The 22387-nt window shown below is 70.0% G+C and carries 16 protein-coding genes and 4 pseudogenes; 5 read left to right on the top strand and 15 right to left on the bottom strand.

Translation table 11 applies throughout. The annotated features are described in order from the left end of the window. Positions 1-132 precede the first annotated feature (132 nt). The 3 genes and pseudogenes from ACWBNA_RS24360 to ACWBNA_RS24350 all read right to left on the bottom strand — a co-directional run. Positions 133-828, bottom strand: a pseudogene (locus ACWBNA_RS24360) (glycosyl hydrolase family 28-related protein); the annotation flags it as partial. 400 nt (positions 829-1228) lie between these two features. Beyond that, complete coding sequence (locus ACWBNA_RS24355) at positions 1229-3145, bottom strand: glycoside hydrolase family 97 protein (protein WP_482706620.1); 1917 nt, start codon at positions 3143-3145, stop codon at positions 1229-1231. Between the two features lie 270 nt (positions 3146-3415). Continuing rightward, a complete protein-coding gene (locus ACWBNA_RS24350; protein WP_482706663.1) occupies positions 3416-5752 on the bottom strand; it encodes a glycosyl hydrolase family 95 catalytic domain-containing protein in 2337 nt (778 codons plus the stop codon). Between the two features lie 243 nt (positions 5753-5995). Between ACWBNA_RS24350 and ACWBNA_RS24345 the strand changes: the two genes are divergently transcribed. Further along, positions 5996-6676, top strand: coding sequence for a cinnamyl alcohol dehydrogenase (locus ACWBNA_RS24345; protein WP_482706619.1), 681 nt, complete (start codon positions 5996-5998; stop codon positions 6674-6676). Positions 6677-6817: 141 nt separating this feature from the next. Here the strand turns inward: ACWBNA_RS24345 and ACWBNA_RS24340 are convergent. From ACWBNA_RS24340 to ACWBNA_RS24305, 8 genes and pseudogenes are all read right to left on the bottom strand, one after another. After that, positions 6818-7253: pseudogene (locus tag ACWBNA_RS24340) on the bottom strand (ankyrin repeat domain-containing protein). Positions 7254-7383: 130 nt separating this feature from the next. After that, a complete protein-coding gene (locus tag ACWBNA_RS24335; protein WP_482706618.1) occupies positions 7384-8124 on the bottom strand; it encodes a VWA domain-containing protein in 741 nt (246 codons plus the stop codon). 409 nt (positions 8125-8533) lie between these two features. Further along, a complete protein-coding gene (locus ACWBNA_RS24330) occupies positions 8534-8833 on the bottom strand; it encodes a hypothetical protein (RefSeq protein WP_482706617.1) in 300 nt (99 codons plus the stop codon). 445 nt (positions 8834-9278) lie between these two features. After that, complete coding sequence (locus ACWBNA_RS24325; protein ID WP_482706616.1) at positions 9279-10118, bottom strand: X2-like carbohydrate binding domain-containing protein; 840 nt, start codon at positions 10116-10118, stop codon at positions 9279-9281. Positions 10119-10184: 66 nt separating this feature from the next. After that, on the bottom strand, positions 10185-11699 hold the full coding sequence (locus ACWBNA_RS24320) for a glycoside hydrolase family 43 protein (protein WP_482706615.1): 1515 nt from the start codon (positions 11697-11699) through the stop codon (positions 10185-10187). A gap of 50 nt (positions 11700-11749) precedes the next feature. After that, complete coding sequence (locus tag ACWBNA_RS24315) at positions 11750-13885, bottom strand: glycoside hydrolase family 36 protein (RefSeq protein WP_482706614.1); 2136 nt, start codon at positions 13883-13885, stop codon at positions 11750-11752. A gap of 281 nt (positions 13886-14166) precedes the next feature. Further along, positions 14167-14355, bottom strand: a complete 189-nt coding sequence (locus tag ACWBNA_RS24310; protein WP_482706662.1) for a helix-turn-helix domain-containing protein — start codon at positions 14353-14355, stop codon at positions 14167-14169. Positions 14356-14593: 238 nt separating this feature from the next. Beyond that, positions 14594-14983 (bottom strand): annotated as a pseudogene (locus tag ACWBNA_RS24305) (PucR family transcriptional regulator); the annotation flags it as partial. On the opposite strand from ACWBNA_RS24305, the gene ACWBNA_RS24300 reads away from it, so the two are divergent. Further along, entirely contained in the window at positions 14958-15224 is a 267-nt protein-coding gene (locus ACWBNA_RS24300) for a hypothetical protein (RefSeq protein ID WP_482706665.1), read from the top strand. The pseudogene ACWBNA_RS24305 and the gene ACWBNA_RS24300 overlap by 26 nt on opposite strands. Positions 15225-15431: 207 nt before the next feature. On the opposite strand, the pseudogene ACWBNA_RS24295 reads toward ACWBNA_RS24300, so the two are convergent. Then, positions 15432-15566 (bottom strand): annotated as a pseudogene (locus ACWBNA_RS24295) (hypothetical protein); the annotation flags it as partial. A gap of 118 nt (positions 15567-15684) precedes the next feature. Continuing rightward, positions 15685-17916 carry an alpha-L-fucosidase gene (locus ACWBNA_RS24290; protein WP_482706613.1) on the bottom strand — a complete coding sequence of 744 codons (2232 nt, stop codon included), beginning with the start codon at positions 17914-17916 and terminating at the stop codon, positions 15685-15687. Between the two features lie 557 nt (positions 17917-18473). On the opposite strand from ACWBNA_RS24290, the gene ACWBNA_RS24285 reads away from it, so the two are divergent. Continuing rightward, a complete protein-coding gene (locus tag ACWBNA_RS24285) occupies positions 18474-19196 on the top strand; it encodes a FadR/GntR family transcriptional regulator (protein WP_482706612.1) in 723 nt (240 codons plus the stop codon). 142 nt (positions 19197-19338) lie between these two features. Here the strand turns inward: ACWBNA_RS24285 and ACWBNA_RS24280 are convergent, their stop codons facing one another. Beyond that, positions 19339-20130: an AraC family transcriptional regulator gene (locus ACWBNA_RS24280; RefSeq protein WP_482706611.1), complete on the bottom strand. Its 792-nt coding sequence runs from the start codon at positions 20128-20130 to the stop codon at positions 19339-19341. A gap of 82 nt (positions 20131-20212) precedes the next feature. Between ACWBNA_RS24280 and ACWBNA_RS24275 the strand changes: the two genes are divergently transcribed. Further along, positions 20213-21031, top strand: coding sequence for a phytanoyl-CoA dioxygenase family protein (locus ACWBNA_RS24275; RefSeq protein WP_482706610.1), 819 nt, complete (start codon positions 20213-20215; stop codon positions 21029-21031). Further along, the gene (locus ACWBNA_RS24270) at positions 21028-21303 is read left to right on the top strand and encodes a hypothetical protein (RefSeq protein ID WP_482706609.1); all 276 of its coding nucleotides are present in this window, start codon (positions 21028-21030) and stop codon (positions 21301-21303) included. Before ACWBNA_RS24275 ends, ACWBNA_RS24270 begins: the two co-directional genes overlap by 4 nt. A 34-nt stretch (positions 21304-21337) precedes the next feature. Here the strand turns inward: ACWBNA_RS24270 and ACWBNA_RS24265 are convergent, their stop codons facing one another. After that, positions 21338-22303, bottom strand: coding sequence for a glycoside hydrolase family 6 protein (locus ACWBNA_RS24265; protein ID WP_482706608.1), 966 nt, complete (start codon positions 22301-22303; stop codon positions 21338-21340). Positions 22304-22387: the final 84 nt, after the last annotated feature.

Below are 22387 nucleotides of genomic sequence, written 5' to 3'. Positions count from 1 at the left end.
TTCGGGGCCGGGCCCCTCGACTCATGTGAGGCATGGTGGGAGCCGCGGCCCGGACCCGGGTCCGGCGCAGGGTGCAGGCGGACGCGGCCACCAGGCCGAAGCCGTTGTCGGCGTGACGGACCGTCACGTCGGCCACCCAGCAGTCGTAGTCGGGGCGACGCCGGTGAGCGGCCGCCATTCGTCGCGCCGGTCGCCGGTCCAGCCCTCGAACGGCCATGCCTTGGCGCGGATCGCGGCGACGAGGGAGTTCCAACGGGCCTCGGGTGCCAGCCAGATGAGCCCGCCGGCCCAGGACCAGGACGACTTGTCACCGCCGTAGCGGGAGCCGTAGACGCCGATCAGCTCGGTGAGGCTGCGCGTCGCGTACAGCGTGGTGCGGCCGGTACCGGCACCGCGCAGGACGACGTTGGAGTGGCCGACGCGGATGACGTCGTCGATCCGGAAGGTCCCGGACGGGATGGAGACGGTGCCGCCGCCGGCCCGGCCGGCTGCGGCGATGGCCCGGTTGATCGCGGGGGCGGAGTCGGCGGTGCCGTCCGCCCTGGCGCCGAAGGTGCGTACGTCGAACGTGAGCGGGCGGCGGGGGAGTCGCACCGCGCCGCCGCGGTAGCCCGCCCGGCCGACGTAGGGGATCTGCGGGTGGGTGTACGGGGTGCGGGTGAACTCGCGCCATAAGTGTGGGACTTGCCCGTGGGTGGTGGGTGCGGCCTGTGCCGCGCTGCCCCCGGCCACGGCGTAGGCCGCTACGGCCGCGGCACTGCCCAGTAGGCGTCGTCTCGTGATGCCGGTGCGCCCGTCTCCGCTCTCGATGCCATGTAATGCGCTCATGTCCGTTCGCCCCTCCACAAGAATTCATGTAGATGAACAATGTTCATAACTGTGCGGTGGCGTGAGCATGCCATGCAGGGTTTGAGGGCGGGAAGAGGCGTGCGTGGCCTGTTTCGACGGAGGGCATCGGGGCGCACCTGGAGATTGGCCTGCACGGCCGGAGGCGACCTTGCGAAGGCCGGTGAAAAGGCGCATGCCTCAGCGCCCGGTCACTGACGACGAGCAGTGCGGGCGCGCAGATCCGTGCGGTGATGTGTTTCCGCCCGGGCAGGATGGCTGGTGATCAGTCGCAGGGGAGGCCGGGGAGCCCCATGGCGGCGCCGCTGGAGGACGGCAAAGCGGCGCGGAGGGCTGACGCCGGCCGCGGGGCGAGCAGTTCGCCCTGCGGCCGGCGGACGGTTCAGCGGTAGCAGGTGGTGAGGCCCGCGCGCCAGGGGCAGGCGATCCCGGCGAAGCCGCCGTTGGCGACGACATCGACGCTGAACGTGTCACCGCCGCGCAGCACCTGACGGTCCTTCACGAGCCCGTCGGTGCCGTCCCGGAGAGACTCGACCAGCCACCGTCCGCGGCCGATGGTCAGCGGTACCGCGGCCGTGTGGGCGGCGCCGGCGTACACCCCGCCCAGGAACCAGCGGTCGCCGCTGCGGCGGGCGAGGGCGGCCTCCTGGCCGGGCAGGCCGGCGAGCAGCCGGGTGTCGTCCCAGGCGGCAGGGACCTGGTCGAAGAAGTCCCGGGCGAGCGGCCGTGCGTCGTACGACTCGGGGGTGCCGGCGAACATCTGCAGGCCCGACTCGTAGGCGACGCTGAGCCCGACCTCGGCCGCGTCGGAGTTGGGGCGCAGGCCGACGCGCTGGAAGGCGCCGGGAGTGAAGTCCATCGAGCCGATGACGTTGCGGGTGAAGGGCAGGGTGGTGAGGTGGGCGGCGGCGTTGGTGCGTTTCTCCTCGCCGCTGACGCCCTCCAGGGTCATGACCTGCGGCCAGGTGCGCTGGATGCCCTTGGGAATGGTGGAGCCGTGGAAGTTGACCAAGAGGTGGTGGGCGGCCGTCTCCCGGAGGATGGCGTCGTACCACTGGAGCGTGTTCTGCGCCTCCGAGTCCATGAAGTCGATCTTGACGCCCTTGACGCCCCACCGTTCCAGCGTGGGCAGCCACTGGGCGCGTTCCTCGGGCGTGTCGAGGTCGCGCTGATGGATCCAGACGATGATCCCGACGCCCTTGGCGCGTGCGTACTCGGTGAGTTGGGGCATCCAGCTGTTGGTCTGCCAGTTCGGGTCGGTGGTGTCCCACTCGTCGGCCTTGAAGTACCAGCCCGCGTCGACGGCCTCGTAGGGCCAGTTCCGCTCGGCGGCGTAGTCGACGTACGCCTTCTGCGCCGCGAGGCTCTGACCGGCCGCGCGGCCGCCGGCGAGCCAGGTCCACAGCACCGTGCCGGGCCGGACCCACGAGGAGTCGGCGACCCGGGAGGCGGGGGCGAGGTCGTCGGTGAAGGTGGACCGGGTGACGGTGGCGAGGTCGCCGGTCACCATGGCCCGCCAGGGAGTGGCGAGCGGGCCGTCGGTCCTTACCCGGTCGTCGGCGAGCTTGATCCGGTAGGTGCCGGTGCCCTGGTCGTGGGCGAGCCGGGCGCCGGAGTACGCGCCGGTGAGGTCGGACTCGGCGAGCAGGGTGTAGCCGCCGTCGGTCGCGAACAGCGCCTGGTCCGAGTACTCGCCGGTGGGCGCGGTCGCGGCGGTGTACTGCTTGAACTGGCCCTCGTTGTCGACCCGGTAGGTGCCGAGCCACGCGCTCGCGTCGGGCGGCAGGTTGAACGCGGAGGTCTCGCCGAGCACGTCGCCGTACCCGGCGGGCAGGACGTACCGGTAGGCGACGCCGTCGGCGGAGGCGCGCACGACGAGGTCGAGGCGGGCACCGGAGGAGGTGGCGAACGACAGGCGCGTTTCGTTCATGAGGGCACGGCGTTCCAGCCGTTTGCCGGACTTGGTCCGGTACCGCTCGTCGACCAGTCGGTCCTTGCGGTGCAGGAAGCGCAGGCCCTGGGACAGATCGGCCCGTTCGGTGACGATGCCGACGGGCGACGGTTCGATGACCGTCCGGCCGCCGCGGGACACCGACAGACTCAGCGTGCCGGCGGTCGCGTCCAGGGACACCTGCGCGCGGGGTTCGCGCGCCGCTGCCGCGCGCTCGGGGCCGGACACCGCCCAGACACGCCCGGCGGAGCCGGCGTCCTGGTCGGCCCGCGCGGGCACGGTTGTGCAGAGTGTGGCCATCAGTCCGGCACAGAGCGCGGCGACCGCGGTTCTGATCGGAACCGCCATGGAACCCTCCCGGGGGATGAGGTGGGATGTCGGTCAAGGGATGCCCGGCTCACGGGGGTGCGGGTGCGGAATGCAACGGCGGCCGGACGGGGGGACGTTCAGGGCCCGCCGCCGTGTCGGCGGGCGGGCCCCTGCACGGCAGTGCGTGCGGACGGCCACTACGGCGGGACTCTGCACACGTGTGTGCGGGAGCCGCTACGGCGGGACTCTGCACACGTGTGTGCGGGAGCCGCTACGGCGGGACTCTGCACACGTGCGTGCGGACGGCCACTACGGCAGACCCCAGGCCGGGCCCGGTTCGCTGACGGTGACGGGCGCGATGGAGAGGTCGGGCCGTGGGCCGGAGTGGACGAGCACCTCGCGGCCCCGGGGCAGGTCGATGGCGAGGGTGCCGTCGCCCAGATCCTTGGTGCGGGCCGGGGTGCCGTCGTCCAGCAGTACGGTGAGGGTCCCGCTGAGGCCGTGGCGGAGTCGGAGCGGCTCGCCCGCCAGGCTCCGGACGCGGATGAACCGGGTCGCCCCCGCTTTTCGGACGGCGCTGACCAGGAAGGCGCCCTGCGTGCGGAAGTCGTGCAGGGTGACGTCCGCCCAGGCGGACGGGACGGCCGGGAACACGCGGATCACACCGCCCCAGCTCTGGCAGAACATGTCGTGCAGGGACTGCGAGGCGGACAGCGGTGTCTCGATGACCGGACCGGCCTCGGTGTAGTGCGTGTTGGCCTGGCACGGGTAGCGGGTGGTGGGGTCGAAGAACTTCCGCAGGTAGGTGATCGCGGTGTCGCCGTCGCCGGTCATCGCGTACATGGAGGCGGCCCCGGTGTAGCTGTAGCCCCGGTGGGCGTTGGCCAGTGACTGCCAGCGGACCACCGACTTCGTGATCAGGTCGCGGTTTTCGGGCTGCTCCCAGTTGACGAGGTACAGCGGGTACACCATCAGCAGGTGCGAGTAGTGCCGGTGGGACTGCGCGTACGGGGTGCCGGCGCCGATCATGAAGCCGTTGTCGTCGACCGGGTACGGCGTGAGCTTGGCCAGCACCTCCTGCCAGCGCGGGATCAACTCGTCGTCGATGCCGAGCAGTTGTGCCGATTCGATGAGCGTCTGGCAGCCCCAGCGGATCAGAGCGAGGTCGTAGTTGGTGTCCTGCGGTGGCACGACGGGGTATTCGGGCGAGAGCGTGCTCGGAAGATGGAGCTTGCCGTCGCTGCCCGGGGTGAGGAAGTGCAGGTAGTAGTTGATCGCCCTACGCAGCACCGGGAAGACCGTGTCGCGCAGCAGCGACTCGTCCATGGAGTGCCGGTAGGACAGCCACACGTTGTGCAGCGCCCAGGTGAGGTTGCCGGCCTCGTTACCGGTGCCCGGCTGCCCGACGGCGCGGGTGGCGAACATGTCCGAGCTGCGGCCGACTCCGGAGCTGTCCGCGCGGTAGGCGGCGGGCACGTTGGCGATGAGCTGTTCCTGGTTCTGGCGCAGCGTGGTGGCGAGCGAGTCGAGTTCCAGGTGGTTGGCGCCGTGGATGAGCCAGTACTCCAGCTGGACGTTGAGGTTCCACCACACCGCGGGCCAGGGGGTGGGCTCCAGCCATGGTCCGGAGGTGGCCATGACGGGGCCGCCCGCGCGGCTGGCACAGGCGACCTTGTAGAGCTGGATCCAGTGGAAGCTCTGCAGCCGCTGATCGGGGAAGGAGACGAAGCTCTTCTGGTAGAAGGCGTGCCACCACGGGGTGTGCCGTCGTCTGAGGGCCCGGTACGACGTCGCGCGCCGGAGGTTGCGCAGTGAGGCGGCCTCGGCGGCGGTGTCGGAGGGGAAGCTGTGTCCGACGCTGAGCAGCAGCTCGTCGCCGGTGCGACGGTACGCGGTGGCGGTCTGGCCGCCGCCGATGAGGGGCTGGAGCACCTGTTCGGTACCGTCGGCTGCGGTCCGGGTGGTCCAGGGCGGGTTGGCGGTGTAGTCGGCGGGCGGGGCCTCGCTGATGCGCCGGGGGCTGACGGCCTCCTCGGGGTGGAACGTCCAGGTGACCTGTTCGCCGCCGTCGGCCGTCACGCGGGCGGCGAAAACCTCGTCGTGGATGAGGGTGGAGAGGGTGAGCGTGCCCGCGGTGGTGGTGACGGTGCCGGTGAGCTCGGCGTTCCACAGGCTCAGCCGCCAGTCGACGGAGGTGATGGTGCCGACCGGATCGAGGGTGAGGTGCCCGACCGGCAGACGACAGGTGCCCCAGCTGCTGCCCAGTTCGGGTCGGTGATCCTGGACACGGCCGTGCTGGACCGTGAAGCGGATCTGGTTGGCGCCAGGCTCCTGGTAGACCATGCTGCCGAGCAGCCCGTCGCCGAGGAACGGGCCCTCGTACCAGCGGGTGGGCAGCCTGGTCCACAGCAGGTCCTGGCCGCGCAGGAACGTCTCCCAGGCGCGGTCGGTGGTCATGGTGTCGCGGAGTCTCCAGGGGCGTCTGCCGCCCCCGGCCACGGCAGTGGCGTCGGCCAACCGGTCCGCCGGTGCGGACGGTTCGGCGTGGGCCGTTCCGGGCAGGGCCGCCGCTGCCGCTCCGCCCAGCGCGGTGCCGAGTACGGCTCTGCGGGGCACCGGCGCATGCTTCCCCGACTGCGAGGTCATCATCGTCCTCCAGACCTGACGGATCATCGATACATCGGGTGTATCGGGGAACCTAAGCGTGTGCCATGCATCTGTCAATGACCTTAACAGTCATCTATCTTCACCAGGCTTTGCGCATTGAGGGGCGGATTCGGACTTCACACCCACATCGTCAGCGTTGGTCGAAGGTCTTGACTCCTCCGATGTATTGGGGTTGCCTGCGTTCGCGTTCCCCACCCCTCTCCCTCACCGGAAGGACACGCGATGAACAGGAGAACCGTCTTACGCGCAGGAGCCGGCCTGCTGGCCGGCGGCGCCGCGCTCGCCCTGCCGCCGGCCCCGCTCGCCGGTGCCGCGCCGGCCGCCGACCCGACCGACGGTTGGACGCAGACCTCGTTCACGTACAGCTGGCAGAAGCCCTGGAACCTCGACCTCAGCGACCGGCACAGCTACAGCGGCGGCGTCCACCGCACGTGGGTGTACGCCACCGACGAGCCGTTCGAGGAGGGCAGTTCCACCGACCCACGCACCGAGATGCGTTGGCGGGCCGAGTACACCACGGGCAACCGCATGTGGGACGCCGACGTCTACATCCCGTCCGGCACCGACGGAGCCTCCTTCGTGCAGACCCTGCGGAGCGTGCGCCCCTCGGGCACCCCCGCCACCGACATCATGCTCAACGCCTACAACACCAACGGCGGGACCGTGCGGCGCTACGACGGCACGGTGCTCAAGACGGGTGCGTACGACACCTGGTTCAACGTCAAGATCGCCCACCAGGCGAGCAGCGGGACCGGGACCATCAAGGTCTACCTCGACGACTCCCTCGTCCTGACGGTCGACGACCGGGGCGCCGCCACCCGCTACTTCAAGAACGGCGTGTACCACCACGGCTCCGGCCGCGCCGAGGCCCGCTTCCGCAACATCCGCTACTGGACGAGGTGACCTCGGCGCGAATGATCCGAGCGGGGTCCGCCGCGTCCCGCAGCGGACCCGGTTCCGCGTCGGTGGGCGGTTCTGCGCCCACCGAAGGCGGCACGTCGAGGTCCACCGCGCTGATGGGATTCGGGAGGGTGGACGCCGCTGCTATGTCGTTCGCCCGCTGGTCGTGGCGCCCGCCGTAGCGAGGAGAGCGAGAGTTGCGGGGTGGGGGCCGTTGTTGGCCCAGTCCAAGGGGGACCATCCTGTGCCGTGATCTTCCCTGAACATTCGGATCGGCACCGTGTGCCAACAGCGCGCGCACCGTCTCGGTGTGCCCCCAGCATGCGGCTGCGCACAACGGTGTGCCCTCCGCGCCGATTCCGCTGCTCTCGCGGTCAGGGGAGGCGCCGGCCGCCAGCAGCAGTCGGGCGATCTCGGCTTGTCCGTTCACGGATGCGGCATACAGAGGGGTGGTGCCTCCACTGTCGATCTGCTCCGGGTTGGCCCCGGTCCGCAGGACCGCCTTCACGACAGCTGTGTCACCCACCGCGATTGCGTGGAAGAGGCGCAAGGAGCGTTTCTTTCGCTGGCGCTGGTTCACGAGGGCCGAGGCTGGCCACGGGGCGCGTGGTGGGTCCAGTCATCTGCATTCAGTTTTGATGGCTGCGGCCGGGGCGGTGTCCCACTCACGCCAGAGCCCGCCGGCGCGAGCAGGCCGCCCGCTCCCGCGTTCACCGCAGCACCTGGGCGGTGCGGGCGTCCGAGAGCCAGCTGGGAAACTCCCGCAGAAGCCGGTCGTACAGCAGCGGGTCCGGAACGCTGCGAGGGTCACGGCCGGCGTGGAAGAATCCCGTGTTGTCGACGATGCGGCGGGTGGGGACGGCCAGTTCGTCGAGTCGGCGCAGAAAGGCGAACTCGTTGTCATCGGGGTCGCCGAACCCGATGAACTGCCAGAACAGGGGCAGGCGGGAGGCCTTGCACAGGTAGCGCTCGGCGGCGACCTTGCTCGTGGGCCCGCCGTCGGTCTGGAAGACGACGAGAGCGGGGGACTGGCTGCCGGAGGCGAGGTAGTGGTCGATGACCGCGTCCATCGCCCAGTGGTAGTTCGTCCGCCCCATGTGGCCCAGGTTCTGGTGGAGCTTGTCGATGCGGCCCTGGTGGCCGCCCAACTCCAGGTCGCCGACGCCGTCGACGTCGGTGGAGAAGAAAACGACGGGCACACGGCCGTCATCGTCGAAGTGGGCGGCCAACGTCAGCACTTGCTCCGCCAGATGCTGCGCTGTCCCGTCCTTGTAGTACGGGTGCATGGACCGCGAGCGGTCCAGGACGAGGTAGACCGCAGCACGCAGACCGGACAGGCCGTGCTCGCTCACGCTGTCGCCGGCCGACTTGTACAGGCTCACCAGATCGGGTGCCGTCTCCTGCACCTTGGTCAGGCTGATCGCCGAACCCTGCTCAGCGCTGCTCATCATGATCTGGTCTTTCCGGCCGGAGCCCCGCGACGGGGCTCGGCCTGTCTCGGCACCGGCCGGGCAGGGCGTGACCATGGTGGTCACGCTGGTAGGCCTCACTGAAGGTCCCCCGGGGTGCGGGCCTCACCCATGCCCGCTGTCCGCCCCAGGTGCCACTATGCCCCCTCAGACCGCACCGTCCATGGCACCGGCCACCACCACACCGGCCGGCATTCCGAGAAAGAACCAGCCCTCAAAGGCAGACACTGCCAACCTCACCCAGCAGACCAGGCTGCTCCCCGCCGACTTCCCCCTCCCGCAGTCCCCGCTCGGAGCGGCACTGCGGGGCCAGGGGCAGGAACGCCATCCCGGTCATGGCCGCGGAGCGGTGGACTTGGGCCACTATGAAGACGGCCACCTGGCCGTCAGATCAGGCTGTCCGGCGGCGAATGAAGTGCTGTGTCGAGGCGCTTGTCACAGCTGCTCCTTCGACCCTGGCGGCGATGGCCGTTTGCACCCACTCGGGCGTGGCAGCCTGCGTGCCCTGGTCGATCACCCAGCCCTGAGAACCCAGGGTGTTGAGCGTGCCGAGGAATGACTCGCATCGTTCGGCCCCCGTCCCGCTCCCCATGTAAGCGCAGGCCCAGAACTCGCTTGTGGGCGGTTGACGGCGCTTCGCTGCCACGTGCACCTCGACGAAGTACAGGTAGCCGTACTCGTAACGCTCCATCCTCAGCCCCCCCCGAGTATCACCGGTTGGCCGCCAGTCTGCCCGTTCGACGGACGAGGGAACCGTTGCTTGGCCCGTATTCGCGGACGGCCAGTGCTGACCGCATGACTTCGCCTGGTTGGTGGTGGCCGCCGAGCACGAAGGCACCGCGCCGGACGGGCAGGTCGGGGAAGGGGTCGAATCCTCGGTTGGCAAAGCCTCCAACTCGCAGCGCGGAGTGGCCCGAAGCGAACCTCCGGGGTGAGCACCTCGTCAAAACAGATCCGTGAAGGGGCGTTGCGATCCCACGGCTTGCAGACTTGCGTGGAGGAGCCGTCGGCGGTCTTGGACGGGCGGTGACCGTCCGGGAGAGCACGACCATGCCGAAGGCGGAGTGGGGCGGCGCGCGGGAACGCCGGTGCCCGGTTGCCCGGGAGGCGGGCAACCAGGGCGAGGGCCCGGTCGGTCAGGACTCCTTGACAGCCGTGCCGGAGACCGAGTCTGCGGACTTCGTGACCTTGTACTTCAGTTTGGCGCCGCTGTGGAAGTGGAAGGTCAGCGTCGCCGGTTCGCCGTCACGCAGCGCCTTCAGGAACGCGGTGGTCAGGATGATCGTGCCGTTGGGGTAGTCGGGCGGGAAGGCCTGGTTGAACTCCTGGTACGGAGTCCAGCTGGTCTGGCCGGCGTTGCTGCCGTCGGCGTACGTGGCCTCCATGGTCGCCAGCAGGCCACCCTGGTACTTCGTGGGAATGGTGAACGCATCGGGTGTGCCCGGGGCGTTGGACAGCACCCGAGTGTCGTGGGTGACCACGTCGTTGTTCCAGGGCAGGCCGCGGGAGAACCGGGCCTGGAGCGTCGCGTTGACCCCGTGGTCCCGCTCGCCGGTCAGCCGGGTCAGCGCCTGCGCCGTGAGGGCGAGCCGATCGTCGAAGACGGTGTAGCCCCGGCCCTCGACAAGCTTGGTGTCCCCGTGCCACAGACCTTGGAACCTGGTGCCGTTCCGGTTCAGTGTGAGCGACTGGGCCGTGATCCGGCTCGACTTGGCCACGAAGACCTTGTCGAAGGAGGTGGTCCCCGAGCGGGTGGTCCAGCTCGACTTGATCCAGGCGAACAGGGCGGGGTCGCGCCACTGCAGGGGTCGTACGGGTGATCCGGCCCGTGGCCGGGCAGCGACCAGGCGCCACCCGTCGGCCGCGCCTGCCGCCGTAGGCCCGCGGGGTGACGTGTGTCGTGCCGCTCTCGGGATGCAGGGCCGGACCACCGAGCCGGTCGGGCAGGACGGGGCAGTCGTCCCTCGTCGCCCCATGCCGGAGCGTCCTGCGCCCCTGCCAGCAGCGGGAGGCAGCGGGAGGCAGAAGGGAGGGAGCCCTCTTCAGTCGTCGAGGGGCTCGTAGTCGAACCAGTCGAAGTGGACGGTGCCTGCCGCGGCGTACATGCCGATGACCCGGCCGGTGAAGCCGCCGGCGACCTCGGTCGACAGGTAGCGGCCGTCGAGGGTCGCGAGCTCGGTCAACGTGCCGTCGGGCTGCTCGAAGCCGAGGGAGACGACGTCGGGTCCCGTGCACGGCCCGTGCGGAGACGGCGGTTGCGTGGTCGTGACGGCGAGGACCACCGGCCCGGCGGGCACGGCCTGTTCGGCCACGACCGTGCGCAGGGAGCCGACGCGCGCGACCACCCGCACCCGCGTGCCGGACACCTCGACCGCGTAGTGGTGCCGCTCGTCGAGCCGCACGGCGAGGCCACCGTCTCCCTCCGCGGCATCGACCAGGGTGCGCGCCCGGCACGACAGATGTTGTTGGCGTCGGCCGGTGAACACCGCGTCCGGCTCGTCCAGGGAGCCGCCCCGTGCGCGGAGCGTCAGCCATCCGGGGCGCTCCTTGGTGGTGCAGTGTTCGGCCGGCCGGTCGCGCAGGGAGATCCAGGACGGTCGCAATTCGGCGAGTTCGAAGTCGTCCCGGGGCTCCTGGACGGGGCTGGGGGAGACCGGCCACGGGAGCTCGGGCAGGTCGAGGGCGACCTCGCCGACGACCGGCCAGTCGTCCACCCAGGTCACGGGGGCCAGGAAGGTCTCCCGGCCGAGCACGTGCCAGCCCGGCGTGCCGCCACCCGGTCGGACGCCGAGCAGCACCATCCACCAGGAGCCGTCGGGGCCCTGGACCAGGTCGGCGTGCCCGGTGTTCTGAACGGGGTGGTCGGTGCCGCGATGGGTGAGGATCGGGTTGGCCGGGCACGGCTCGAACGGGCCGTTGGGCGTACGGCCGCGGGCGATCGACACGCCGTGGCCGCGTTCGGTGCCGCCCTCGGCGATGAGCAGGTACCAGTAGTCGCCGATCCGGTACAGGTGCGGCGCCTCCGGGGCCTTGGCGCCGGGCGCGCCGGACCAGAGCCTGTGCGGTGTTCCGTACGTCTGCCCGGTGGACGGGTCGATACGGACCTGCGAGACCCCGGCGACCGTGCACCAGCAGGTGCCGTCCTCGTCCCAGACCAGGTCGGGATCGATGCCTGGGACACCTGGCGCCCAGATGGGGTCCGACCACGGTCCGGCGGGGTCGGTGGCCGTGACGATCAGGTTGCCGCCGCCCTCGCTGCAGTTGGTGACGATCAGCCAGAAGCGGCCGTCGTGGTGGCGCAGGGTGGGGGCGTAGATCCCGCCGGAGGACGGCATGGAGGCGGGCAGCCGCAGTTGGTCCGGCCGGTCCAACACGTTGCCGATCTGCGTCCAGTGCACCAGGTCACGGCTGTGGAAGAGGGGCACCCCGGGGAAGTACTCGAAGCTGGAGCAGGCGAGGTAGTAGTCGTCGCCGACGCGGCAGACGCTGGGGTCGGGGTGGAAGCCGGGGAGCACGGGGTTGGTGAAGCGTCCGTCCGGCTGGCGCAGAGGGGGCACCCGATGGGTCCTCTCGTCGATTCGTGAGTGATGCGGGCGTGGGGGGTGGTTCAGGGAGCGTCGGCGTCCGTGGGGGTGATGCGGAGCAGGACGGCGGACGGCGCGGTGGGCAGGGTCACGCTCAGCCGGGCCGTGTCGGGCGTCCAGGCGGAGACGGCCCGGCTGACCGAGGGGTAGAGCAGGTCGACTCGGGCGGCGGTGTCCCGCAGGTGGGGCAGGTGAAGCGTCGCCGTGGCGTCGGTTCCGGGTCGGCGCCAGACGGTGAGGTAGGTGGTGGCGGGAGTGCGCAGGGCCAGGGCGATCCAGGAGTCGTCCCAGGCGGGAAGGCCCAGTGGCCAGGCCGGCACGGCGTGCGGCAGATCGGCGCGGATGGCCTTGTACGCCCCTACCGCCTCGTGGACCAAAGCGCGGGCCTCCGGCCCGAGTTCGGCAATGCGGCCGGAGAGATGGATGCGGCCGAGGAGCGCGCCCGCCATGGTGAAGGCCACCTCGTCGAGGGAGTCCTCCGGCTGGGGGTACGCCCAGACGGCACCCTGTTCGGGGGTGACGGCGGTGGGCGCGGACGCCGCGATGGGCGCGTAGAGGAGGAGGTTCTGCTGGTCGCTCGTGGACTGCAGTTGCATCCGGGACAGCAGGGCGTGGTCCCAGCGCATGCCGCCGGAGGAGCAGTTCTCCACCACCAGGTGCGGGTACCGGTCGAGGATGCCGTCGAGCCAGGCGAGGTGGGCGCGGTTGTGGCCGAGCAGGCCGGCGCCCGAGGTCTCGCCGGGGTGGGAGCTGGTGCCGGAGCCGGGGTCGATGTTGTGGTCGAGTTTGAGGTAGCCGACGCCCCACTCGCCGACCAGGCGGTCCACGACCTGGTCCAGGTGGGCACGGGCGGCCGGGTGGCGCAGGTCCAGGTGGTGCCGGCCGGCCTCCGAGACGCGGGTGCCGTCGCGGCGGAAGAACGCCTCCTCGGGCAGGGACTTGGCCATGGGGCTGCGGACGCCGATCACCTCCGGCTCCAGCCACAGGCCGGGCACCATGCCGCGCTCCCGGATGCGGTCCAGTACCTCGTGGATCCCGCGCGTCCCGGGGAACCGGGAGGCGGCGGGCTCCCAGGCGCCGACGCTGTCCCACCAGCCGCCGTTGTCGTCGTCGTACCAGCCGGCGTCGATCACGAAGTACTCCGCGCCCGCGTCGGCCGCCGCGTCGATGAGCGGCAGCAGCTTCTCGGTCGTGGGGTCGCCCATCAGGCAGTTCATGTAGTCGTTGAAGATGACGGGCAGGTGCTGGTGGTCGCCATGCGGGCGGCGCTGGACGCGGCGGTAGCGGGTCAGCGCGGCGAACGCGGCGTCGGGTCCGCCGTCGGCGCTGAAGGAGAGGGCGACGGGAACGGTGCGGAAGACGGCGCCGGATTCGAGGGGGTGCCGCCAGCCGTGATGGGTGTCGGTGGGTCCGAACAGCGCCGCGTAGGCCGCCTTGTCCCGTTCGCCGCACTCCCAGCGCCAGCCTCCGCCGTTGTGCTCGATCTGCCACACCCAGGTGCGGCCGGTACGCCGGTCCGTCAGGCCGCCCATGGGGAGGCGTCCGCAACTGGACCAGGTGCCCTGTCCGTTCAGGGCGAAGCCGGCTTTGCCGTGCCCGTTGCTCACGCGTCCGCTGTGGACCGGTGTGGTCAGGCGCATCGGCTGCCGCTGCCAGCGGCATTCGGTGAGCCAGTCGTTCTCCGCCCACAGCAGGTCCGCGGCGTCGATGGCCGTCGGGTCCTGCGGGGTGAGGCCGCCCACCGCGAGCGAGCTGACCGACTCCAGGTGCAGCGTGGCCCGCCCTTCGTTGCGCAGGGTCACCTCGCTGCGGAGCACGGGGACGCCGTCCGGTGATCGGTAGGTCACCTCCGCGACCAGCCCGGTTTCCGGATCGTGGAGGTGCACGGTGAGTGTGTGCCAGTCGCCGTCGCGGGTCGCGTGGTGGGTTCGGTGGCGCAGCCGCCCGCCGAGATCAGTGCCCACGAGGTGGCTGCCCGACCAGCCACGGCCGTGACCGGCGGCCGTCACCTCCACCAGCGGCAGGGATGCACCGGGGACTCTCCGTGCTTCGCCGGGCAGTCCGAGATGCGTGAGGCGCGGGCTGCCGTCGTCATCGAGGACGATCTCGAGGCCGAGGGCTCCATGTCCCCAGCGGAAGGTCCCTTGTTCCTTGGTCATGTCGGCCCTTTCGAGGTCAGTGCCCGCGCAGGACCGCGCAACCGCCGGGCGGCAGGCCGTGCACGCTGTCGAAGCGCTTCACTTCCAGGCGCAAGTTAGCGGACAAGTTTAGTGTGGAACAAGGGTCTCTACCGCCGGATGCTTTCTCTGGCTGGTTCTTTGACGGCCTGCTGGCGAGAGAAGGTCAATCGAAGCGCTTCGACGTCATGCTCAGGTGGTCGCGTCGGGGACGGCGGCTGTGGTGGCCGTACCAGGCTGGTCAGGCCATGGCCCGTCAAACGTCAGTCGGCTCGCAGCACATCGAGGGCCATGAGAGCCGCGTGGAGTTCGGTGCGCTGTTCGCCGGACTCCAGGTCGCGGTCGAGGAGACGCTCGACGGTGCGCAGGCGTTGGTACATGGTTTCGCGGGAGAGGCCGCCCCGGCGTGCGGCGGTGGTCTTGTCGCCGGCCGCTTCGAGGGAGTGCCGCAGGGTCGTCGGCAGGTCGGTGCCGTGCTGGGCGTCGTGATCGATGAGCCGCCCGAGCTGCTGTTCGGCGTACTCCGGGACCCGGGGGTCCTCGCGGAGGGCGTACAGCAGGCGGTGCAGGCTGATGTCGGACAGCTCGTGAAAGGACCGGTCCCGGGGGAGGGGCTGGCGGGTGGGGTGGCCTCGCGACGCGGGCCGCCTCTCGGAACGAGCGGGCGGTGTCGGAGAGGTCCGTGATCCCCGAGCCGACGCTCACCACTGCTTGCGGGGCCAGGCTCCGTGCGGTGCCGCTCAGTCGTTCGACGATGGGGCGCCAGGGTTGGGAGGGACGCAGAGCCAGCAGGATGCCCAGGCGGTCGGGGGCCAGCTCGCCGACGAGGGCCGCGATGCCTGCCGTCCACAGCTCCTGGAACAGGCGGGTCTCGGGCTCGCTTCCCCTTTTGCCGGTGCGGAGGTCCACCAGGGTCGCGACGAACCGGCTCTGCTCGGTCGGCAGGCTCAGCGCGGCGCAGCGGGCGCGGGCGTCCTCGGCGGAGCGGTGGCGCTGGTCGACCAGGTCGCGCAGGGCGTTTCGGTGTGCGGTGCGTTCCCAGGGGGTGGCATGGATGAGGCGGGCGACGGTCAGTGCCATCGCGGTCCTCTCCAGCACGGTGATGTCCTTCGGCCCGAAGGCGGGGCCGCCGGTGCGGGACGGGAGCATGACCACACGGCCCCAGCGCTCGCCCTGGTACTCGACGGGTGCGGTCAGCCAGCCCGCCGGGCCGCGTGCCGCCGTGTGGTCGTCGGCCCGGGTGGCCCTGGAGCGCTGTTCCCAACCGGTGAGCGCCTCCTCCACCGTGCCTCCGGACGGTTCGCAGATCAGTGCCTGGTGACACCAGGTTCTTCAGGACGACGGTGCGGCCGCACATGTCCGCCGCCGCACGCACCACGTCCTCCGGTCCTGCACCGCGCAGGGTCAAAGCCGTGAACACCGCGTGGCTGCGCTGGGTGCGGCGCATCGCGTCCGCCTGGTTGCCGAGCAGGAGGGCGTGCACGACCTGGGTGACCTCCAGGAAGTTGACGTCCTTGGCGAGCGTGACGAGGGGAAGGCCGCGCAGGCGGCAGGCGTCCACGAGTGCGTCCGGCGGGCGGTGACAGCGACGGACGAGTTCGATGACCAGCGCCGCGGCCCCGACGTCGGCGAGTTCGTCGACGGGCGCGGGGCGGGCATCCATGGAGAACCGATGCCCCTCTGGGGCATCGTGCTGAGGCCGAACTTCGTGCAACCGGCGCAGGTCCGGTTCGCGCGGCACGGATGCGCGCCGCCACGTCAGCGGCAGCGCGCTCCGTCGGCTACAGCGCGGTGAAGGTCCACAGCAGGTTGGTGCTGCTGCCGTAGGTCCACTGCTTGGTGGTGGAGCCGGAGGCGACGTTGCCTCCGCCGTCGAGGACGAGGCCGGTGGTGCGGTTGGCGATCGAGTAGCGGTCGCTGCCGCGGTGGGTGATGGTCCACTGCTGGTTGGTGCCGCCGTTCCAGGCGGCCTGTCTGGCCGGGGAGCCGTCGGCGGTGGCGCCCCAGCCGTCGGCGACCATGCCGTTCGTGCGGTTGACCAACCGGTAGTAGCCGCCTGCGACAGCCTCCGCATGCCACTGCAGGTTCGAACTGCCGTCCCAGGCCCACTGCTTGAGGTGGGAGCCGGAGGCGACGTTGCCGCCGCTGTCCAGGGCGAAGCCGTTGGTGACGTTGGTGATCCGGAAGTACGCCGCCGGGTTGAACTGGACCTTCAGCGAGGCTATGTGGTCGTTGTTGCCAGTGACTCTGAGATCGGGGACGTCGGCGGTGAAGGTCCAGGAGGTGCCGGTGAAGTTGTCTCCGGAGTAGCCGATCACCTGGTAGCCGGGGGCCGGCCGGAGGGAGGAGAGGGTGCGCGGGCCCGGTCCGGCCGCGGTCAGGCCGGCCGCGGTGTAGTCGCCGACGGTGAGGACAGCACAGTCGCCGGTGTAGTCGACGTCAGTGAAGGCGAGGGCGCCGGCGAGCGGCCGCAGGCCCGGGATCGTGCCGGAGAAGGTGAGCTTCAAAACGTAGCAGCCCGCGCTGTACGGCGCCGAGGACGGCAGTTGGACGGTGAGACCGGAGGCGTTCTGGGCCGGCGCGGGCAGGTCGATGTAGGTGCCGGCGGTGGAGCCGAGGAGTTTCACCGAGGTCAGCGAAGAGAGGTTGATCCGGTCCGAGCCGAGGGTCTTGATCGTCAGCGAGCTGCCGGGCCAGCCCAGGACGGTGGCGTACAGGGCGGTGTTCGCCTTGTTGCGGGTGAAGCGGATGTCCTGCGCGGTGCCGGCCGTCGGCCTGGTGAACGCACCACCGCCCATCTTCGTCGGGCCCTCGCCGTACGCCGTCCAGGCGCGGGTCGCGTACACCGACTCGCCGAAGCGCTTCAGGTGGTCTCCGATCCCGAGCAGGATGTCCTTCTGAGCCCGGGGGATGGTGCCGTCGGCCATCGGCGCGATGTTCAGCAGCACGTTGCCGTTCTTGCTGACCCGGTCGATGAACGAGTGCAGCATCTGCTGGACGGTGTAGTAGCCGATGCCCTGGGTGTAGCACCAGCTGTTGCTGGAGATGCTGTCGTCGGTCAGCCAGTACGGGGTGGTGAGATCGGCCGGCCCGCCGCGTTCGTAGTCGAAGACCTCGCCCTTGCCGTTCATGCCGTCCTTGTAGGTGGCGACGACTTCACGGCCCCAGCTGTTTGCCTGGTTGTAGTAGTAGGCCAGGAAGTTCAGGCGCTGGGTCTCGTCGACGGCGTCCAGCTTGAAGTCCTGCCACAGGATGTCGGGCTGGGAGCGGTCGATGACCTCTTTGAGTTTGTCGAACCAGAGCTGGTTCTCCGCGCCCGAGTCCAGCTGCCCGTAGAGCTTCTTGAGGCTGGGATCCGTCTGGGCGGGGGCGTATTCGTAGAAGCCGTTGTAGTGGTAGGCGTGGTGCATGGCCACCAGCAGCTTCAGGCCCTTGGCGCGGACGGCCGTGGAGAACAGCCGCAACAGGTCAAGGCCGGGGCCCTTGTTCACCGAGTTCCACTCGTTGACCTGGCTGTCCCACATGGAGAAGCCGTCGTGGTGCTCGGCGACCGGTCCGGCGAATTTCGCGCCCGCGTCGACGAACAGCTGCACCCACTCGTCGGGGTCGAACTTCCCACCGGCCGATTTCAGCTTCGGCGCGAACTGTACGGCGCTGCCCGCCAGGTCCCGCGCTCCGTTGATGAAGTTGTGGTACGGCCAAGCTGATGGCTGGCCGTAGGTCGCGATGTGATGCCGGTTCGCGTTGGTCCCGGCCTGGTACATGCTGCGCGGGTACCACTCGTTGTCGAAGGCGGGAACACTGAAGACGCCCCAGTGGAAGTAGATCCCGAACTTCGCGTCCCGGAACCACTCCGGAGCCGGCGGGTGTTGGTCGACCGAGTTCCAGTCGGGCGTATACGTGCTGGGTGCGCCCTGGGCGACGCCGCCGCTGAACACACCTCCGGCAACGGCCGCCGCGGCCACACAGGTGGCGCCGGCCAGGAAGCGGCGCCTGTGGATCGAACTCGACATGTACACATCCCTAATGCGGAAGGGGACAGGGGGAATTCAGGGGCCACGGATGAAGGTCGGTCATGTCGCCATGGGATGTCAACCGGTGTGCAGGGATGAAAGTACCCACCTCTGCAGGCTAGTTGCCTGAATTATCCTGATCCAGTGGGTGTTGAGATCGCCAAACATGGAATGTTTCGCAGTTGTCGTCTCCGCATCCACAGCGAGGGCTTCGTCCTACGGGACGATCGCGCAGGCAGTGGGAGTTCAGCCGGGACGGCGTGCTCGGCTCTTTCGAGGACAGGCTGGAACGCACCGTCCTGGGCCGGTTGGACAACTGGGTGTGTTCAACTCGGGACTGCTCTCCCGCGGTCGGCCCGCCGTCGCGTGATCGCCTTCCCGCACACGCATCCCCGTATCATCAACGTCACTCTCGGCATGCGGACTCCCGAACAGGTCGGACGTAATGGAGAACTCCATGATCAGCAAGTCCCGGACGGCCCCTGGACGATCTCCGCACTCAGAGGCTGATCAGGTCGAGCGTGCTCACGGGGGCACGGTGGGGGGAGGGATGAGCGGTGTCTCTGACGGACAAGGCCATCGAGGACATCCGTGAGCTGATCCGGACCGGTGCCCTGCCTCCGGGCTCGAAGCTCCCACCGGAGCCGGACCTGGCCGCGCAGCTGGGCCTGTCCCGCAATCTCGCCCGCGAAGCGGTCAAGGCGCTGGCCGTCGCGCGGGTCCTGGAGGTCCGGCGGGGCGACGGCACCTATGTGACCAGCCTCCAGCCGAGCCTGCTCCTGGAAGGGCTCGGCGGTGCGGTGGAACTGCTGCAGGGCGACTCGGTCGCCCTGCAGGACCTCATGGAGGTACGGCGACTCCTCGAGCCGATCGCGACGGCCCTTGCCGCCACCCGGATCTCCGACGCTCAGCTGGATGAGGTGAGGCGGCACCTGGACGCCATGCGCGAGGCCCGCGACGACGTCGGACAGCTCAACGCGCACGACGCCGCCTTCCACCGCGCCGTCATCTCGGCCACGGGCAACGAGACCCTCCTCGCCCTCCTGGAGGGCATCTCCGGCCGCACCCTGCGCGCCCGCATCTGGCGAGGTCTGGTCGACGACAAGGCCGCGGGCCGCACGCTCGTCGAGCACGAGGCGATCTACAACGCACTGTCCACCCGTGACGCCGCCCTCAGCCAGGCCGCCGCACTGCTGCACGTGAGCAACACCGAGCAGTGGCTGAGAGAACACCTGCGCTCCGGCGAACCGCTCCCCTTCGGGACGACGGCACGGAAGTGACAGGCGGCCGCTGCCCGCCACGGTGCCTGCCACCAGGTGACGCATGGGATGAAGCCATTGGGCGCGGCGACGCGTGACGACCCCGACTCGCGGGTGCATTGTCCGTACAGGCGTACGGTGCACACTGACGTCAACGAGGCGGTCAGCCCCTAGGGAACGCGCGGCCGGTTCCCTCGCGCCCGGCCCCGCGTATGTCACGCGGGCTCGCGCCGAGCTCACGGCGGCAGGCCTTGTTGAAGGCCTGGAGGTCGGCGATGCCCACGGCCGCGGCGATGGCGGTGACGGACAGGGTCGACGACAGCAGGAGATGGCGGGCGCGCTGAAGGCGTCGGTGCCGGATGTACGCCACGATCGTGCGGCCGGTCTCGGCGCGGAACACACGGGTCAGGTGTGTGTGGGAGATTCCGACGGCGCGAGCGATGTCCGGTACGGACAGCGGGCCCGTCAGGTGTACCTCGACGTAGGCCTGTGCGGCGACGACGAGGGGATGGTGGCGCCCGGCCCCGTCGCTTCTCGGCAACTCGGCCACGCGCCACAGGGCGGCCCAGACCTCGGCGGTGGCGCGTGGGACAGAAGTCGGCATGGCCGTGACGGCGTGCCGAAGCAGATCGGCGAGGCGTGTGCTCTCCTCCGCGGCGTCCTGCATCACCGGGACTACCCGTCCGGTTCCGCCGTCGTGCAGCCGTAGATGGACGTAGAAGTGCTCCGACCTGCCCCGGTAGTGGAAGTGCACCTCCGTGTTCGGTGGCACGAGGCTGACGTGGCCGGGCCGGATGGGGTGGACCGACCGCCCGAGGGACAGGACGCCCTCGTAGTTGTAGAGGTGCAGCTGCCACAGGTCCGGCAGCCGGAAGACGTCGTGGTCGGTGGAGACGCCGTGTACCCCGATGCCGGCGCCGACCACGGTGGGCGGCTCGTCGAGCCGTAGTGTCACGTGCTTCACGATGGTGGAAAAATACCAGCACTGGACGATTTCAGCCCACGACTGAACCGGTCAGGGCACGTACCTTCGTCGCATGCCAACCAGCAAGCAACTCCTGACATCGGTTCAGGCGGCGCGCTTCGTCGCGCAGGGATTTCTGCGCCTGGACGGAGTGGTGCCGCAGGAAATCAATGAACGGGCCATCGCGACCCTGACCGACGGCCTTCCGGCCGTGCCCTACGGCACTCCGCTGAGCAAGGCGTTCGCGCAGGACACCTTCGTCCACGAGCTGCTCGCCCTGCCGGTCGTCGCGGGCGCTGTCGAGAGCCTGGTCGGCTCCGAGCCGACCGTCGACCACCATGCGGTACATGTGCGCGAGCCGCACGAGGGGCAGGCGCAGCCCCTTCACGGAGACGCGATCATCGACGTACGGCCGGACGCGTTCGACATCCAGCTCATGTACTACCCGCACGAGGTGACCGCCGAGATGGGCGGCACGCTCAGTGTGCCCGGAAGTCATCTCCGCAGGATCAACGAGACGGACATCGGCCGCGTCCAGAACCTCAGGGGGCAGACGCGTCTGACCTGCCCGCCCGGCACGGTCGTCCTCCTGCATCACGGGATCTGGCACGGCGGTCGCCGCAACGACACGGCGCGCCGTCGCTACATGTACAAACTCCGCCTCAACCCGACCGTGCCGCAGGTGAGGCTCTGGGACACCACCGACCTGAACGACCCGGCGGTGACCGCGGAACTCGACACGAACTTCCCTTGGTGCGAGCAGGCCACCGCCCGACTGGAGATCTACAACCGGGTCCTGCTGTGGCGCGCCCTGACCGGCGACGAGTCGTTCGACGTCGAGTACTGGGTCACACGCGTCAGCAACCGCCCGGCCCTGAGGAGTCACGCATGAGACAGCAGGTTCTGGTCCTCTACCTCTCCACCTCGGCACTCGACTCCGATGTGCTGGGATGGTCCCGGTACGACGGGACCGGCCGATCTCGTCCGACGACCGGTGACAGCGACGAGCCGCCCTACCCCACCGGGCTCGCCGCGCTGCACGACGGGTGGCGTCTGTTCCAGGCGTCCCAGTTGCTGCCGCCGCAGGCCGGCCACGAGTACGACGTCTCGTTCCTCAAGCACGAGTTCTTCTTCGAGAAGCTGGAGGAAGGCTCTCGCCCCTGACCCGGTACCGGAACCGCGGCGCATCGGTCCCGGATCAGTAGCCGTAGATCATCTTGTAGGCGACGTCGGGGAGGAACTGTCCGGCCGAGGAGCCGGTTCCGACGCCGCAGTTGCCGTCGGACTCACCCGGGACCTTGATCCACAGGAGCATCTCGGCGCCTGCGCCCAGCCGGGTCGGCGTCCCGATCCGGCGGCCCGAGGGGTTGCACCACTGGCCGTTGGAGCCGTTGCCGTTGCGGCTGGTGTCCACGACGAACGGCTTGGTGTAGCCGTACCGGGCGCGCAGTTCGCTGTTGACGGCGTTGCCGTACGCGGTGTTCTCGGCCGTGGTCAGGTAGTTGGAGACGTTGAGCGAGAAGCCGTGGGCCTGTCGGAGGCCGGCTTCGTGGAGGCGCTGGGCCATGGTGGCCGCGCTCGCCCAGGCCGGGTTGCCGGAGTCGAGATAGACCCAGGTGTTGGGAGCCTGGCGGTTGAACTCGGCGAGCGCGCCGGTGAGCATGGCCTCGCGTTCGTCGATCTGGGTCTGGTTCATGCAGCCGTAGTCCCCGAGGGAGTCCGGTTCGAGGACGACGACGGCCGGGCGGCCCGCGATCCCGCCCGCGAACTGGGCGATCCAGTTCCTGTAGTCGGAGGGTGAGGAGGCTCCGCCCGCGGAGTGCCCGCCGCAGTAGTCGCGGTGGTAGATGTTGTAGGCGACAAGAATGGGCAGCTTGTCCTGGGCGTCCGCGGCGCCCACGTACGCGCCGGTGGCGGTGCCGATGGTGCCGCTCCAGGAGCCGAACCAGCGGGCCGTCGGGGTGTTGGCGATGAAGGCGTTGATCGCGGGCGTCCGGCCGTCGCCGGGGTTGGCGGCGGTCCACCGCTTCGCGCTGGAGTCGGGGTCCACGTAGAACCCGTTGGTCATGGTCGTCGGGTCCGCCGCGTGGGCGGACGGTGCGGTGGCGAGCGCCAGCGGCAGCGAGGAGAGTGCTGCTGCCAGGGCGAGCAGTGTGCGGCGCATGACGGTACCTCGGCTCTCTGACTGGGATGCGTGCGATGGTCGGCGATGAGGGTGGGGAGCGCTTCCGTGCCGGAAGCGCTCCCC

This window comes from Streptomyces sp. Q2 (genome assembly GCF_056820935.1).
This window is presented reverse-complemented; position numbering and strand designations above follow the sequence as displayed.